This window comes from Roseomonas chloroacetimidivorans (assembly GCF_049629625.1).
Taxonomy (GTDB): Bacteria; Pseudomonadota; Alphaproteobacteria; order Acetobacterales; family Acetobacteraceae; genus Roseomonas; species Roseomonas chloroacetimidivorans.
Map to the genome: position 1 here is coordinate 1 of NZ_JBNBZS010000035.1, position 15081 is coordinate 15081.

General features: G+C 67.7%; 19 protein-coding genes. 3 read left to right on the forward strand and 16 right to left on the reverse strand.

Annotation, left to right across the window (positions count from 1 at the left end; genetic code table 11):
- Window positions 1-233, forward strand: a 233-nt coding sequence (locus tag ACO1BU_RS22155; protein ID WP_424138148.1) for a hypothetical protein, incomplete at its 5' end; no start/stop codon positions are given.
- A 382-nt stretch (window positions 234-615) separates the two neighbouring features.
- Here the strand turns inward: ACO1BU_RS22155 and ACO1BU_RS22160 are convergent.
- The 8 genes from ACO1BU_RS22160 to ACO1BU_RS22195 form a co-directional block, all read right to left on the reverse strand.
- Entirely contained in the window at window positions 616-1119 is a 504-nt protein-coding gene (locus tag ACO1BU_RS22160; RefSeq protein ID WP_424138149.1) for a hypothetical protein, read from the reverse strand.
- Window positions 1116-1529: a hypothetical protein gene (locus tag ACO1BU_RS22165; protein ID WP_424138150.1), complete on the reverse strand. Its 414-nt coding sequence runs from the start codon at window positions 1527-1529 to the stop codon at window positions 1116-1118. Before ACO1BU_RS22165 ends, ACO1BU_RS22160 begins: the two co-directional genes overlap by 4 nt.
- A 56-nt stretch (window positions 1530-1585) precedes the next feature.
- Window positions 1586-2353, reverse strand: a complete 768-nt coding sequence (locus ACO1BU_RS22170) for a hypothetical protein (protein ID WP_424138151.1) — start codon at window positions 2351-2353, stop codon at window positions 1586-1588.
- Between the two features lie 13 nt (window positions 2354-2366).
- The gene (locus tag ACO1BU_RS22175) at window positions 2367-5057 is read right to left on the reverse strand and encodes a hypothetical protein (protein WP_424138152.1); all 2691 of its coding nucleotides are present in this window, start codon (window positions 5055-5057) and stop codon (window positions 2367-2369) included.
- Window positions 5058-5132: 75 nt separating this feature from the next.
- Window positions 5133-5555: a hypothetical protein gene (locus ACO1BU_RS22180; protein ID WP_424138153.1), complete on the reverse strand. Its 423-nt coding sequence runs from the start codon at window positions 5553-5555 to the stop codon at window positions 5133-5135.
- Entirely contained in the window at window positions 5555-6196 is a 642-nt protein-coding gene (locus ACO1BU_RS22185) for a hypothetical protein (RefSeq protein ID WP_424138154.1), read from the reverse strand. Before ACO1BU_RS22185 ends, ACO1BU_RS22180 begins: the two co-directional genes overlap by 1 nt.
- Before the next feature lie 9 nt (window positions 6197-6205).
- Window positions 6206-6802 (reverse strand): YmfQ family protein, encoded by a 597-nt coding sequence (locus tag ACO1BU_RS22190; RefSeq protein WP_424138155.1) that lies wholly within the window; start codon window positions 6800-6802, stop codon window positions 6206-6208.
- Window positions 6802-7917 (reverse strand): baseplate J/gp47 family protein, encoded by a 1116-nt coding sequence (locus ACO1BU_RS22195; RefSeq protein ID WP_424138156.1) that lies wholly within the window; start codon window positions 7915-7917, stop codon window positions 6802-6804. The genes ACO1BU_RS22190 and ACO1BU_RS22195 overlap by 1 nt, the downstream gene beginning before the upstream one ends.
- 97 nt (window positions 7918-8014) lie before the next feature.
- Between ACO1BU_RS22195 and ACO1BU_RS22200 the strand changes: the two genes are divergently transcribed.
- Window positions 8015-8278 (forward strand): hypothetical protein, encoded by a 264-nt coding sequence (locus ACO1BU_RS22200; RefSeq protein WP_424138157.1) that lies wholly within the window; start codon window positions 8015-8017, stop codon window positions 8276-8278.
- Between the two features lie 32 nt (window positions 8279-8310).
- Here the strand turns inward: ACO1BU_RS22200 and ACO1BU_RS22205 are convergent, their stop codons facing one another.
- The 3 genes from ACO1BU_RS22205 to ACO1BU_RS22215 are packed head-to-tail and all read right to left on the reverse strand — an operon-like array spanning window position 8311 to window position 10468.
- Window positions 8311-8766 carry a phage GP46 family protein gene (locus tag ACO1BU_RS22205; RefSeq protein WP_424138158.1) on the reverse strand — a complete coding sequence of 152 codons (456 nt, stop codon included), beginning with the start codon at window positions 8764-8766 and terminating at the stop codon, window positions 8311-8313.
- The gene (locus ACO1BU_RS22210) at window positions 8763-9245 is read right to left on the reverse strand and encodes a phage baseplate assembly protein domain-containing protein (protein ID WP_424138159.1); all 483 of its coding nucleotides are present in this window, start codon (window positions 9243-9245) and stop codon (window positions 8763-8765) included. Before ACO1BU_RS22210 ends, ACO1BU_RS22205 begins: the two co-directional genes overlap by 4 nt.
- Window positions 9242-10468, reverse strand: coding sequence for a phage baseplate assembly protein (locus ACO1BU_RS22215; protein WP_424138160.1), 1227 nt, complete (start codon window positions 10466-10468; stop codon window positions 9242-9244). Before ACO1BU_RS22215 ends, ACO1BU_RS22210 begins: the two co-directional genes overlap by 4 nt.
- A 53-nt stretch (window positions 10469-10521) precedes the next feature.
- Here ACO1BU_RS22215 and ACO1BU_RS22220 point away from each other — a divergent pair, with 53 nt between their 5' ends.
- Entirely contained in the window at window positions 10522-10908 is a 387-nt protein-coding gene (locus ACO1BU_RS22220) for a hypothetical protein (RefSeq protein ID WP_424138161.1), read from the forward strand.
- 2 nt (window positions 10909-10910) lie between these two features.
- On the opposite strand, the gene ACO1BU_RS22225 is transcribed toward ACO1BU_RS22220, so the two are convergent.
- The 5 genes from ACO1BU_RS22225 to ACO1BU_RS22245 all read right to left on the reverse strand — a co-directional run bounded on the left by ACO1BU_RS22225 (window position 10911) and on the right by ACO1BU_RS22245 (window position 15071).
- Entirely contained in the window at window positions 10911-11441 is a 531-nt protein-coding gene (locus ACO1BU_RS22225) for a hypothetical protein (RefSeq protein WP_424138162.1), read from the reverse strand.
- Window positions 11438-12220 (reverse strand): DNA circularization N-terminal domain-containing protein, encoded by a 783-nt coding sequence (locus ACO1BU_RS22230; protein ID WP_424138163.1) that lies wholly within the window; start codon window positions 12218-12220, stop codon window positions 11438-11440. The genes ACO1BU_RS22225 and ACO1BU_RS22230 overlap by 4 nt, the downstream gene beginning before the upstream one ends.
- On the reverse strand, window positions 12217-14055 hold the full coding sequence (locus ACO1BU_RS22235; RefSeq protein ID WP_424138164.1) for a hypothetical protein: 1839 nt from the start codon (window positions 14053-14055) through the stop codon (window positions 12217-12219). Before ACO1BU_RS22235 ends, ACO1BU_RS22230 begins: the two co-directional genes overlap by 4 nt.
- Before the next feature lie 129 nt (window positions 14056-14184).
- A complete protein-coding gene (locus ACO1BU_RS22240) occupies window positions 14185-14703 on the reverse strand; it encodes a phage tail assembly protein (RefSeq protein ID WP_424138165.1) in 519 nt (172 codons plus the stop codon).
- Window positions 14700-15071, reverse strand: a complete 372-nt coding sequence (locus ACO1BU_RS22245; RefSeq protein WP_424138166.1) for a phage tail tube protein — start codon at window positions 15069-15071, stop codon at window positions 14700-14702. Before ACO1BU_RS22245 ends, ACO1BU_RS22240 begins: the two co-directional genes overlap by 4 nt.
- Window positions 15072-15081: the final 10 nt, after the last annotated feature.

Below are 15081 nucleotides of genomic sequence, written 5' to 3' on the forward strand. Positions count from 1 at the left end.
TTCCACAGCCGAGGAAAGACTTGGTGTTTTTCTCGGTTCCGCCTGGTTTCGCGTTGATTGCTGATGTCCGGATCGCCAGCGACGCAAGCATCCTCAATAAGCCTCCCTTCATAGTCGAGTTCGAAGCACATGACGGCATGCGGCAGGTCAGGCTCTCGCCGCGACGCTTCAGAGAACTCGGGGTCCTGGATGCCCTTCTGACTGGGCGGCCTATTCCCATCCCGAAGCCCTAGCCGATGAGGCTGGGCAGCAGCGAGGCACCGATGGCCACCAGGGGTGCTATCTTCGTTCTCCGGGTTGTTAGGGGTGCCGGGGGCAAGCCCAGCGGCAGTAAACCTAAGTGATCGTCAGAGGTCGGTCGGGGCTGCACATTCGCCCCCATGGCAAGTGCCGTTCCGCCAGCCGGCCAGGTCCTGATCGAAGGCTTGAATTACCTGCTCGACCCGAATGGGGACGGTAGGTCTTTGGTTATGGTGGCGTACCGCACACTCTCGACGGAGAACGCGATCCTGCTTAGCCCGGAGCGCGTTAAAGAACTCGATCTCATCCGGGCCTTTCGAGACCAGACGCCCGTTCCGATGCCCACGCCTTAGTGCCGCGGGCCGCTCCGGCGGGTCAGTCGCCGCTGAGGCGAGTTTCGAGGCGGCTCACCATCCGCTCGACCTGCTTCGCCACGCCGTTGAGGGTGGCGTTCATCTCGGGCACCAGCGCGGAGAGCTGGTCCACCTTCATCTCGACCTTGCCGAGCGCGGTGGTCAGGCGCGTCTCCACCGACCGCACTTCCTCGCGGCTGGCTGTCTCACGCATTCCCGCATCGAACCGCTGCTGCAGGGCCGCCAGCGCATTCGCCATGGCATTGGCGCTGTCGTGGCGGCTCTTGCTTTCCTTCTCGATCGCGGAGGTCAGCTTGAGATCAGAGGTCTCGCGCGTCTGCGCGATGTCCTTGGCCAGGCTGTCCATGCGGGTGCTCACCGCGACCAGCTTGGCGTCGTACTGAGCGTCCCGGTCGGCGCCCTGCCTCCGTACCCAGGCGTAGACCGTCCAGGCTGCCATGAAGGCGCCCAGGATCAGGGTGGCAGAGGGGAAGAGGATCGCCAGCCAGACCGGGATGGATGTCATGCCGGCGCCCCCGATCGGTTTATCCATTGGACGCCGGCCACGCACAGCCCAATGCCGGCGATCATGTTCCAGACGCCGTTGCTTGAGACGATGCCGCTGATCAGCCCACCGATGATCTGCCCACCGCCCCAGAAGAACCAGAACAAGCCGGACACGAGACATGTGGCGGCGCGCCGCAGCGGGTGGGGCTGGTCAGCCGCCCAGAGGAGCGCCAGAGCATCCGCCACCATGAGCGCCCCCCACCAGTCCTCGGAGAGCGGAATATCGCGGAGCCACTGGTAGATGATGGTCCGCGCCATGACGTCTTCCGAGGCGACCATGGACGCACCCATGATGCCCGCCCAGAAGGCGAAGGCCAGCACGAACGACGTAGGGTCCAGTCGTTGTGCGGCCAGTATCCGGCGTCGCAATCTTCTTCCTCCCCCTTCCCGGCATCGTCACCCTCCGATCAGCGCGGCGGGGCGGGTCAAATCGTCAGACCGCGCCGTGAGAAGTACCCCTTCGCCCACTGGTAGGTCTTCTCGATCTCGGCATCGGTCAGCGCCACGTTGTGCGCGGCCCAGAAGTAATTCTTGTGCGTCCCTACGTAGGAGTTGCTGAAGAGACTGCCGACCCGGATCGTGTTTGCCGACGGCGTTGGCCTCGGGTTCACGTTAGCGACCGCTGTGTTGGTGCCGCCCGTTTTATCATAGGCGGTAATCCCGACGCCGTCCTCGACCCTGCCAGCGTAGAAGCGCGGCACCGTTACATCTGGCACCGGCCGCTGAGCATTCACACTGCTGGTGGTGCCATTCGCGGTTAGCGCGGCGCCCATACGCAGCACTCCAGCCGGGGCTCCGGCGCCTGCCGTGATGTTCATGAACGCGTGCGAGACGGAGGCTGTCTGAAAGTTCCCAATCAACGCCGGAATGTCCGTCCCGCTCAAGGTGGCCGCCGTACTTGCCACCACCATCAACGTGGCATTCTTCGTCTCGGCCAGGAGCGTGTCGAGATACTTGCTCTGCCCGACAAAGATCGCATCCAGCGCTTCCAGTGTGGGCGAGCCGACCAAGCTCCCAGCGCTCGGAGACGCGCCCGGCGCCAGGTTCTTCGCGGCCTTGACCTGTGCCGCGGCGCCAGTCAAGGCGCCGACACCAGGAAGCCCGAACCCGATCAGGCCGCGCGCCACAGGAGGCGAGAAGCCGACCGGGTTGGCCGAGAAGTCCGCGCCGACAATGGTGATATTCGTGGCCATGCGGCCGGTCTCCTCAGATCGCGGTGGCTTGCTGGTAGAAAGTTGCTAGCTGGTTCGCCATGGAGAGCGGCTTGCCGACAAGGGCCGCGATGTTCTCGGCGTCGTTCATGCCGCTGGCGAAGACGTAGTTGTTGAAGGGGCGCTGATCGTCGCTGTCCTCCACGAAGGTCATGCCGCCGCCCGCTGCCACGCTGCCGGCCGAGACAAAGGGTGCATCAACCGGCGCCCGGGCCAGGGTCAGCTTGATCGTGCCCTGGCCGGCCAGGGTCACGCCAATGACGTCGATTGCGCCCAGGCTGTCCCTGGCCGCGAAGCCGCGGCTCGCGTAGGCCGTGGGATCAACCTGGGTATAGCCGCTGAACGGGGTTGCCCAATGGATCGGACCTTTGCGGGGCAACACGCCAATCAGGACCGTGGTGCCGCGGTAGACAACCGAGACCGGCCGCATGAAGTCCCAGCCGCGCCCGTGGTGCAGCGCCCCGGTCATGGCCTGCGCAAATTTCTCGCCAAGCTGGCGATAGGCGTTCGCTGTCGGGTGCGCGTCAGTCCCGCTGGACTGCAAGTTGCCCGCGCCCTGCACCAGCACGACCCGCGCGTCGCGCTGCGCCGCCAGGAGCTGGCCCTGCGACACCCCAAGCTGGAAGGCGTCCGACTGGAACCGGCCGCCGGTCTGGTTGATGAGCCAGAGGGGCGAGTAGTCCTGCCCTAGGATCGGGCCGGTGATGTAGGTGTCGAAATCCGCCACAAGCTGCAGGAACTTCGCGCACCAGGCTTCCGCTGTGTGGGCCAGGCCGTCCGAGCTGCTGCCGCCGGCATTTGCCTGCCCCTGGTCGAACAGCATGACGGGGCAGACCAGCGCCACACCTTCGGCCTGGGCGGCGGCCTTCTGGGCCTGGAACACCTGCTGGAGGCCGGTCCAGTAATTCTGGGTGTTCCCACTCTCGGCGGCCGCGCCATAGGACAGCGCCTCCAGGGTGCGCCCAGGCACGCCAGCCGTGTTCGTGCCAACCAGGCGCCGGTTGCTGGTGAGTGGTAGGCCATGCAGCGCGGCGTCGTAGCGCCGGAAGCCGTTCACGGCCGAGACCACGAAGAGCTCGCCCCCGACCGTCACCAGCGGGTGGAAGGCTCCGTCCCCGACCGGGCTAAGGGAGCCGCCGCTGCTGGCGAAGCGCGGGGTCGTGCCGACCATCCAGGTGGTGGAGAAGGCCGTCGTGCTCAGCGGGTTGGTGTTGCCGGCCGAGACCGAGAGGCTCTGGCCATAGGCATTGATGGCGTTCCGCGTGCCCTCGATGACAGGCTGGGTCAGCATCTTGCGCGTGCTGGCCAGCCGCTGCCCGGCCGCAAGCACGTCCGCGTCGAAGCCCATCACCTCCGCGACGGAGAAGTCCGAGGTAGCGGCACCGCCGCTTGCGTTACCTAGCGGCTTGCCATCCTTGTCCAGCGCAAAGCTGAAGAAGCCCTCGCTGTCCGGGAAGATAACCGAGTAGTCGGTGCGGGCGTCGGAAGAAAACGAGGCGCCCGCCAGCGTAGGGGCAGCCAGTGCCAAGCTGCCAGATCCAGTGGTCCGCATGACCTCGGCCCCATCCGGGCCGTAGAACACCGCAACGTTGCCGCCGAGGTTAGCCCATCGGAAGCCAGCCGCGGCGAAGGCGGCCCCGGCCGCCTCGAGCTGCATGCCGATGAAGCCGTCCTGATCCCGCGCCGTCAGCGCGCCGTCGGTCGACGCCCCGATGACGGCCCCGCCCAGGCCCACACCATCGGCCAGGATCTGGAGAAGCTGCGCCCCGTCGCGTCGGCTGATGTTCAGGGTGCCATCAGCCAGCCCCTGCAGCGTCGCCATCATCAACTTCAGGGTCAGGCCGTCGAGCGATCCCTCGGCACTCGTAAAGCCATCCTGATCCGTGAGCGTAAAGCCCTTGGAGGTGTCGTCCGGCTGCGGATTTACGGGCAGGACGGCCGCTGCGGCCTGGGCAGCGAAGTCCGACGCGGCATCCCGCGCCGCCAGGGAAGCGTTGCGGGCCGTGTTCGACAGGGTCAGGTCCCCCGCCACCGCCTCCCTGTTCCCCTCCACCTCCACCCGCGCCTCCTGCACGGCTTTGCCGGTCTCGGTGACCTCGGTGGCGATGGGCTGGACGACGGCCAGCACATCGTTGCGCACGGTCTGGACAGTGAGCGTGCGAGCCTGCGGAATGCCTTCTCCATCCAACTGCACGCCGACCATAGTCTCGTCGCCGGCCAGGGGAGCCATTGGCGCTAGGCTGGTGACCAGCGACGCCCGAAAGGGCTGAACGCTCGGCGTGGTCAGCAGCGTATCGGGACTGGCGAGCAGTGCGGGACCGAGAGGTGCGCCGGCATCCACCGCCAGCATACGCACCAGGCCGACGGAAGCACTCGGCTCGGAGCACCTGATGCGCACGATCCAGGGCCCCGCCACGTCCAGGGTGAGGACAAAGCGAAACTCCCCGTCGGCCACCTTGTGAACGACGGGGAGGACGATCTCCAACCAGTCAGGGAGGTCTGGGCGGAGCACCTCGACCGACCACCCAGACGGGTTGACGACCTGCCCCGAGCCCTGACCGGCCGCCGAGATGCGCAGCACCACCGCTTCGCCAACAAGGAACCGCGGCACCGAGAGACGGACCCCGGTCGTGGGGCCAGCCTCGACGGTCAGCACCACGTCCACGGGATAGGACGTCTGGTCCATCAGCACCTCGCAAGCAGGTATTGCCGCGCAGCCAGGAGGCGCGCGGTTCGAAGGGACAGGTTGTGAGAGGGGTGGTTAGACTTGGCTCGCGGCCAGCAGTTCGGCGGCGCGCTCTTCACCTACGGCCTGGACAATGCCAGATCGCAGCGCCTCGTACTCAGGCCAGTTGCTTTCGAGGATCGTGCTGTCATCGAACAGCCGACGCAGCCGCACCGGAGCGGCGTTCAGTGCCGCCTCAAGGGCCTCGGCCTCCTCATCTGTACAGCGGCGCCAGATGTCGGATTTGAGAGTACGGACGATCGCCTCGGAGGGCGGTGCCTCAGGGGCGGGCGGCGCGCTGAAGGTGCTGCCGTCGTAGAGCCACCCAGCCTGCACTTTCGGCTCAATCTCGACCCAGCCGTCGGCGCTACCACCGGCCACCAGGGCAAGGTCCAGCCCGTCTGCGATCTCTAGCACGCGGGACACGATGCCGTCCGCGGGAAGGCCGAAGCGCGCCATCAGTGGAACCCCTGAATGCTGATTGTGCCGGAAGGGCCGGCGGCGACGCCCGTCTGCGTATCCTTCATTAAGAAGGCGGCGAAGTCGTAGGCCTGGGTCGGATCGAGTGAGGTCAGCGCCCAACGGCTCATACTCATCAGCTTGCCCGCAGGCTTGGTGTCGCTCTGCCCCTCCAGAAAGATCCAGGAACTTGAGCCCTGGAGGCGGTAGAAAATCCCGAGATGCACAGTCGTGTCGGCGGTCGTCGCGCCCCCGATGTAGACATTGGCGGATATGCTGGCGCGGCGGTGGCCGGCGGGGAGCGTCGCCGAGCCGAGGACTGTGCCGCCGTTAGAGGTGCTATCCTGGCCGGCACCCGGGTTGTACGCGACATCGGTGGCAGCGTTGGCGGCGCGGATGATGGTGATGTCGAGCGCAGCGCGGATCTGCGCCCTGTTGAGCCCGGTGGCATCGAGAGTGAGCCCGGCTCCCTCAATAAGGTTACGAAACTCGTCCAGCAGGATGTTGAGAAAGTCCTGGTCGACAATGCTCGCCTGCTGCCCGGCACCTGGGTCACCTCCAGTGAAGTACCCAGGTGTTCCGACAGCAGCAGACGGGGTCGGCAGGTTCGTGACCTGCGTCCCATTAGCCAAAAGCCGCATGGCTGCTCCTCAAACGTATTGGAAAAGAAGAACCGTGTGCGCTGGCGCCAACGAACGCAGCTGGCATTCCAGGACATCGTTGCCGAAGGTACGCAGCCGCTCTCCGGCGGCACTTTGCCCCGCCCGGAAGGGCGTCACCGTGGTTTCGGGTGCCTGGATCGCCCAGGCATGGGCCCAGGCCGCGCCGTAGAGGCGATCTCCAGCCCGGAGCAGGCCGACGCGCGCCGGTGCGTACTCCTTGACCGAGATGCCGTATCCGAGATTTGCCGCCACTTCGATGAAGTAGGGTACGCTCTGCCCGCCCGTCGCGGTCAGCCGCGCCACCACCTGCGCGCGGCGCTGCTGCAGCGAAGGTGACGGGCCGGCGCAAGGATCAGGAAGGCCGAGCGACGCCTCCCACTCGGGCAGCAGCTCATAGGCGGTGCCCGGAAAGGCGTCGGTCAGTAGCGCCACCGCCCGGCCGTCCAGGCGCTGCGCCGAGGGCGCCAGGCCACGTGCAACGGCGGCCAACGTCGCGTCGGGATCGCGAGGCCAGATCCTCCCGCGAGGGAGAAGGGCCAGGAGCGCGACCGAGTATTCCGCGACCGTGCGCGCGATGGCGGCCATCAGGTAAAGGCCACGTTGCCAAGAGTAGGCAGCGCACCGGCTGCCACCGTGACCGGCGCGGTTGGGGATACGAGAGTGAACCGGGTGACCCCAGGCACAGCATCGATCGCTGCGTTGCTCTGGTTCGGGTAGATGGTCCCGCCCGGCTCGCCCAGATCCTTCAGCATCTTGGCCAGCGCCGCCTCAACCGCCGCGCGGTTCGCCGCGGTGTTCTCCGCGAGGTCTGTAATGACGAAGTCGATCGGCTCGTCCGAGGGCGCGACGGCATAGACCAGGGCAGTCACGGGCCGCACGGGGAAGATGGCGTTCGCAACCGCCAGCTGGTCTCCCGTGGCGGGCGCGGCGCGCGTCTCCGCCGCTGCCACGCCATCGCTGCCCTGCGGGAAGCCGCCATTCGCGGCCTGCGCCTCATCCATCATGAAGCGCACCACCACCGTGCCTGCGCCCATGCCGTTCGGCGTGACCCAGGCACGCGTGACGCCCGGCACGGCCAGGGCCCAGTCGAGGTAGTCGCCAGCGGCGCCGCCCTGGGCCGGCTCGGCGTAGGCCAACAGCATGCGGGTCAGGAACCCGTCGCTGTCCACGTCCTCGGCAGGCGCACCGCCGGTGATCGGGCCGTCAGCCACGCCGGTCGAGGTGACGCCCGGCACGGAGCCGGAGATCACGAGGGCCGCGCCCCCCGCCACATTCGCCAGCGCCCCGGCCGTCGTGGCCGTGATGGGCGCCGAGACCGTGCCGTTGATGTCCACGGTGGCGTCGGCGGTTGTCACATAGGCCGCGCTGCCATCGGCCAGCGACAGGGCCGTGCCGGTGGGGAGGACGAAGCCCGCCGTCCCCGGCCAGGTGCCCGTGCCGGTGGCGTAGGTCTCTTCCTTCGGAAACACGCCCTTGAGCGCCGCCCAGGCGGCACGGAACTCGCCCGTGGAGGTGGCAGGCACCGCCTGTTTCGCGATCCAGTCCAGATAGCCGTAGAGGCCGTTCACCAGCCCTGCCAGCGCGGTGCCCATGGCGAACTCGGGCCGGAAGCGCAGCACGGCGGTGAGGCCCAGGGATTGGGCAAGATCGGCCAGCGCCGCCCGGATCAGCTCCGTGCGGGTCGGTCGCGCGAAAGGCATGCGGGGTCAGACCTCGATGGCTCGGCCAGGGCGGCGCTGGCGCGCCGCCCCGACTGCCTCCACGATGGACGGTGCCACCCAACCATCGGAGAAGATCATGGAAGAGGATGAGCTACGGAAGGCGCTCATAACAGCCCAGGGCGAAGCCATGTTCGCAGGCCTGGTCGTGGGCTCCCTTGTCACCCTGCTCACGAAGAAGGGCGTCCTGAAAGACGAGGAGACCGAGAGGCTGCTGGACGGCCTGATGCTGATCCTGGAGCGGCAGAGGGCGATGTTGCCTCCCGACGGGCAGGCGGCCGTGGACCACGCTCGATCTCGCGCTGAAGCGACGCTGCGCATGAGTTCATCCAAGCCGCGCTGAACGGCTGAGGGCGGCGCGTAATCTGCATATGGTCAGGCTCCCTGCCAGGCCCAGTCGAAGCGGAAATCCAGGCGCCGCCCGTCGCGGTGGATGATCACGGGCAGGATGGCCATGGCGTTCGGGCCGATGTTCGTGGCCCAGATGGCGGCCACCTCCACCCGTGCGGCCACCCCGTCCTCCACCAGCCAGGCCAGCGCCTCGCGGGCATAATCCTCGGCGCGGCGCAGCGTCTCCGGGATCCGCTTGGCGCGGTCCAGCAGCCACAGCCGGGAGCCGATCGGCTTGTCGGCGTAGGTGTTCCCCCACCAGCCGCGCCGATCGTCGGTGCCGTCCGGGATCACATCGTCCGGCAGCGCGCGGCGGTCGCTGAAGAGGCTGATCCAGACAGCCGCCTCCAGGTCGGATCCGAGTGCCAGATTGCCGGCGGCGTCGCGCGCCCAGCCGCCCTGGCCGGTCAGGTTGTCCCAGGCGATGGCGATCGTGCTCACGGAAGCGGCTCCCCCGTCTGCGAGCCGCCCTGCTGAACGCCGGAGTGCTTGTGGGTGGCACCAACATTCACCCCGTTGTGGGTCAGCGGTCCGCCAGTCTGCGTGAAGCCGCCTGGCGCCGTCAGCTCGATCACCCCGCCGTTCCTGAAAATGATGCTGGCGCCGTCTGGATGGGCCCAGCCGAACTCGCCCTCCGCCAGATCCGGCCCGTAGCGGCCATCCCCTGTCGCGATGACCACGCCGGCGCCGCGGTTCCCGCCGAGGAACACCACCGCCGCATCGGCACCGGCACGCGGGCGCGCGAAGAAGCCATACACGCCCAACAGCGGCAGGTCGTCACGGGTCTCGCCGGTCTCGGCGAGCTGAACCTGCGCTGTGATCGTCTTCCGGCCTCGACCACGGTCAACCCGCGTCGCAGCAATCAGCCCCATCCCGAATGTCGTGCCCAGGCGCTCCATCCAGCCGCGTGCACCGCTCACTGGCCGAGTTCCGACCGGCGCTGGTCCATTTCCACACGCTGGCGCGCTGCCTCCTCAAGCTGCGCGTTATACGGCAGGTAAGGCTGATAGGCCGGATCGAACGCTGTGGGTGGCATCAGCAGCAGATCCGCCGTCGTCCCACGCAGCCCGCGTCGGTAGGTCACCTCCGCGATGATCCACTCGGCATTGGAGACCTTGCAGGACGGGACATGCACGTCCAAGCGCTTATTTGGCTGCCAGAGTTCGCCCGTGCTGTCCCGCCAGCTATCAACCCGCACGCGGATGGCTTCCGCGCGTCCGCGGCGCCGGGCAGCTTCCCACTCGGCACGCTGCTGTGCGATCTCGCGCGTGTCATAGGGCCCCGCATGCTCCATCATGATGATGAAGATGCGCTTGTTCTGGACCGCCTCGTCCTTGGCGAGACCGGCGGGCGGCTGCATGCCATCCCCGCCCGTGGCAAGGGAGAGCTGCGAGAACAGCGCAGTGGTGCTCTGCAGGTAGACCCAATACTCGCTGTAGCGCTGGTCCGCCGCCAGGGTCGTCGCTGCCGCCTGGACGTTCACACCCTCTCTGACACCGCTGGCGTGCTTCTCCGTCCCGACGCCGGAGAGGACGAGATTTCCGTCCGGGTCGTCATAGGCCAGCAGCTTGCCGAAGCGGCACAGGCGCTCGATCACGGACCAAACCGTCTCACCCGGGATCAGGTTCATCTGGGGCACCAGGGGGCCGTCGCCCTGTGGCGCCGAGACCTGGACCCCGTAATAGCTCGCGAGCGCCTCCACGATGCCCTTCACGGTCTTGGCGCTGATCTGCCAGCCCGGGAACATGGCGGCACAGTCCACCAGTTCTCGGCAATTGCTCCGGCCGATCACCGTGACCGTATGGCTGTTCGCGTCGATGGCCGGCGCGTGCTTGTCGATCCGGCCGGTGATGACCGTGTCCCGCCCAAGCCGGACGAGGCAGCGGTCCCCCGGCATGAAGGATAGGTCCGCTTCGCCAGGGAAGCGCTCCGTTAGGGTGACGGTGAAGACCGAGGGCAGACGCTCGCAGCTGCGGACGACAGTGATGGTGTCCCATCCGCGCCACACCTGCCCGTTGACGATCAGTGACAGGTCGTCCGGATCGACATCGGCGCCCGGGGCTGGCGGCGGGGGGAGCGGAAGGTCATCTGGTTCGGAGGCCGTGACCTTCACTTCCGGCACCTGCACCGTGCTGTCCGACATGAAGGTCTCCGTTGGTTGCTGCCTTGGTGGTCATTGCGCGTTATGGTGGCGCTATGCGCCTGATCGCCGCCTTGTTCCTCACGCTTATCTTCAGCCCGCCCGCCATGGCGCAGCCCTCGCTACCCGGTTTCAACGCCGAAGAAACCGAGAACGCCCGGGCTGTAGTGAGCAATGCGACTTTCGCCGCCTTCTGTGAGTGGCGCAGTAATGCCTGGGCGCAGGACTACTTGCTGTTCATCGTGCAGGAAGTCGCTGGTAAGACACGAATTGCTCGGGCGGCGAGTGACTTCGTCATTTCCACCAAGGACGCTGCAGCCCGCGAGATCATGAATGGCGACCTACGCGGCAACTGTGCCCGGCGCTACAACCCGGCCGCCCTGGCCGAGATGGAGCGGGCACGAGGCGCGGGGCAGATCCCGAGCCTAGCCGGCCTTCGCTGACCCTATCTCGCCAGCACCTTGAACTCGCCGCCGATAAAGACCGGGTTCGGAGCGTCCCCGCACTCCGCGACCAGCTCGTCCGCCCGGGTCGCGTCCCCGTAGAGCCGCTGGGCCAGGATCAGGGCCGGAACTGGTGCGGGCACGCTAAGGGATCGCATGGGCGACAGGCTGGCACCGCGGGACGTCAAGTCCCGATACACGGCACCCCGCAGGTCGCGCAGCGCGCCCGCCACCACGTCCTCTCCGGCGTCGGCCGCCGCGATCTCCTCATCCGCCAGCAAGCCGCAGACGGTGCTGCGAAGGGCCATGGCCTCGTCATAGCTGCCGAGGCGGTACTCGGCCGAGGCGCGGGCTAAGGCGCCCAGGGCGGCACGGCGCACCACAGCCGCCAGCGCCTCGTGCCCGCCCTTCGGCGCCTGGGTCGTGGCGAGCGCGCCCATCAGGCGCACGCGGTCGGCCGGGTCAGAGGCCGTCTCGCCCACGGCTGCCACAAGGCCCTGGACTGCGCCTACCAGCTCCGCCGGGGTGCTCACAGGCTGTTCGCCAGGAACATGACCTTGCTCCCCAGGGTCGTTACCGCGCTGCGCGCGCTGTTGAAGCGGCTCAGGGCGCCCGTGACGCCGCTGGACAGGCTTGTCACCCGCCCCAGCACGCTGGTGGAGCTCGTCGCCGCATTGAGATAGCGCCCCAGGCTGGAGACGCCCGGGATTGCCAACCCAGCGAACGCCGAGACGCTGCGAATGGCGCCAGTGGCGCTGCTGACAAGGCTGCGCGCCTGCGAAACGTAGGACTGCGCCGTCCGGACGATGCTTTGCGTGCCCGCCACCCCGCTCTTCAGCGTCGTGGCCACTCCCTGGACCCCAGAGGCGGCGCAGACCTGATCCAGGCGGGTGGCGGCAGAAGCGACACCTGACCGGCTATTGGTCTCGCTGCTCGGGTAGCGTCGCTCACCGGTTTCCACGAACTCCAGGGTGAGACGGACCATTCGGCCCTCCTCCCAGCTGTCGCTGGAGGTGCAGCCCAGCAGCGTGACGGTCTTCGTCTCACGGAACGGATGGACCAACTCGCCCGAGCCGGATTGCTCCGCGGCTTCCTCGAAGGCCTTCAACTGGTCGGCGACATCGTCGCCGATGAGATAGCCCCGGACGGTGAAGGCGCGAGTGCGCCGGCCAAGATCCTCCGCCCATGGGTCGTCCCGGAAAGGGTACTCATGGACATGGACCCGGCGCCCCACGATGCCGTCGCTGGTCGAGACCTTGAACGCCAGGTCTCGCCAGGTAGCCGTCCGGAGGCTCTCGCGCCAGGCGCTCATGGCTCGCCCACTCCCATCCCGCGCTCAATGCGCGGAGGCTCGACGCTTGCGATCCCGTCGGCGCTGGCCGATGCCGTCGTGCCGGTTGGCGCATTGGGCAGGCGCACCGTCACTGCGACCGCGCCATTGAGGCTCAAAGGCGCGGGAACGGACGCCGGGGGTGCTGATGCGGCCGTCGGCGTGGCAGCAGAGGCGGATTGACCCGGTGTCGCCGGGCCGGAAGCAGGAGACGGAGCGCTGGGGGCCGCGCTGGCCCGCGGCACAGGGGCGGAAACCGGGCGGCCAAGCGCCATCGCCACGCCGCTCGCGATGGCATTCGGATCAATGTCCTGCCCATTCTCGCGCTGCGCCATGGCAGCGACGATGCGCCCGACTTGCGAGGCATTGGAGAAGTCGATCCGCTCGTTGGGGCCGATGCCGGATCGGAACGCCACCGAGGCCACGTAGCTCTGCGTGTCATTCCCGTCGCCGGGTGGTGCCCAGATGCCGATAAGCTTCTGCAGGGTGTCGGCGCCACGCCGCTCCGCATGCCGCATCATCTGCCGCACGTTGGCGGCCACGCCCTCCTCCATGGTGCCGAAGCGGGCGAACCGGCCTTCGCCGGGCTCCCGCACGGCCCCGGCCTGGCCCGCGAAGGTGAGGTTCAGCGGGTTGTTGTTCCGGATGCCGCGGGGGGCGCCTGCGGCTTCCCAGTCGTGCTCGCGCTCTCGCGTGGCCCGGTTCGCCAGCCCGGTGCGGGGCTCCCGCCCTCCAATCGTCTCCTCTGTGGAGAGACGACCAATTGGGCCAGAGAGGCTCCAGGGCTGGCTGGTCGCAGGGGTTGCGGGGTCGCGATCGAAGAACCAACGCCAGAAAGGCGTATCGGTCAGGCGGTCATAGGCCGTGTAGAGATCACGGCCAGTCGTGACGAGCCGCTCCAGGGTGCCGAGCAGATCATCGATCTCGCGGCCGATCTGCTCCCCGAAGGCGTTGGCCCGCGCGCGTGAGAACCGATCGAGAGACGCGGACGCGCGGTCCAGAGAGGGCGCCATCCCAATTCCGACAGACAGGGTCAGGCGGTCAGCACTGACCCCGAGACTGTCCCACACCTGCCCAATCCGCTTCGCCTGCTCAGCCTGCTCTCGCGTGATGACGCCGCGTTCGCGGCCCTGGCGCAGCAGATCCGCCACGCCCTCACGTCCCCGGCGCAGGAACTTGTCCAGCGCCTCCACGCCCCAAATCCGGGCGAGTTCCCCCTGCGCATTCGGATCGTGGTTCAGCTTGGCATAGGCTTCGGCCAGGTCGCCCAGCGCATCCGCGCCGGAGCGGGCCCTGCCTTCCGCGTCCCGGATCGAGAAGCCGATCACCCGCATCTGCGAGGCCGCCACTGCGGCGGGGTTCCGCCCAAAGAAGGCGTCCGTCAGCACCGCGTCGAAACGCTCAAGGCCGCCCTGCGCCTCATCCGCACCCAACCCGGCGAGCCGGGCAGCATTGCGAAAGGCGCCCAGGTCCTCCACCGACATGCCGAGGCTGCGCGAGCCTTCCAGCAGCCCCTTGCTGGTGCTGACGAAGTTCGTCGCCATCGCTGCGGCGCTGGCCACGACGCCGCCGGCGGCGAGCGGGAATGCCGCAGAACTCAGCGTGCCGACGAGGCCCGCAGCCTGGGTTCGCGCGGCGCCCAGCCACCCACCGACGCGCGCCAGGCCCGACACCTCTCCCAGACGGCCAAAGGCGGCGCTCAGCTGCCTGCTTGGCTCCAGCGTCGTACTCAAGCTGTCCCGGACCCGGCCAATCGTCGCGGTGGCCTTGTCGGTTGCCGTGATGATGACGGCGAGGTTGCCGATCGCTTCAGCCATGGCCACCTCCCTCCGCCCGCTTTTTAAAGATCCTGTTCGCCTGGTTCACCCACCACCAGAGCCGGGTGACGGTCAGGTTCCACCCATCCTCCGGACCCCAGCCGGGGAAGATCGCCGTCAGATCGGCGATCAGCTGTTCCCAGTTTCCTGGGCGGGCTTTGCGAAACCCGCGAAGTAGGCGTCACAGCGCTTCGAGAGAGACATCGGCATGCGCAGCGCCACCTCCAGCGGGATGCCAGTGGTGAAGTGCACCAGCCGGGCGCAGCCGATCGGCCCAACCCCGGCTGCCTCCAGCTCCGCCAGCGTCGGCTCGCGCAGCTGCATGGCGTCGAAGATAGCCGCGTCCCCTTCCTGGGGCGGCTCGGGCTGCGGCGCAGTGGGCGGTGAGGCCGGCCGGAGAAAGCGCCCGACAAATTCATCCGCTTCCCGAGCCTTGCTGAGCGGCACCTTCGCGGCGACGCCGGGCGGTAGCTTGCCAATCACCGTCATGAGGTGCCGCACCAGCCCGAAACCGGGCTTGGTCGAAGCCTCGTCATACTCGGTCGAGGTGGGTTCGCGCAGGGTTACCTCCGTGTAGGAGGTGCCGTTGAACGAGATCGGCTCATCGAAGGTGATGGTCTTCACCTTTTCCACGGCGGTCTCGCTCATTCACTGATCACCACGGTGCCGCCCTCAAACTGGACGGAGCATGTGGCATCGGTCGAGTTCACCTCAGGGGCACCCGCCAGCCACATGCCGATGCCGGTGACGATCTTGCCGTTGTTCAGCTGCAGCTCCACCGTGACATTGGTCATGTCGCCAAGATCAGCGATGGAGAGACCGGGCATGTCGCGCACCTGGGCCTTGATGTAGGGCGCCTGCGGCTTCTCACTGTAACCGTCGATCCCTGACATGCTGGCCATGGTCTCGCGGGTGACCGAGCTGAGCCGGTAACCCGGTTCGCCCACCACCGCCCAGCCGATGCCGTCGGTGGTGAGATAGGCGCCGCCGGCGAGGCGGCGCGTGGTGTCGGACATGGTCCTTCCT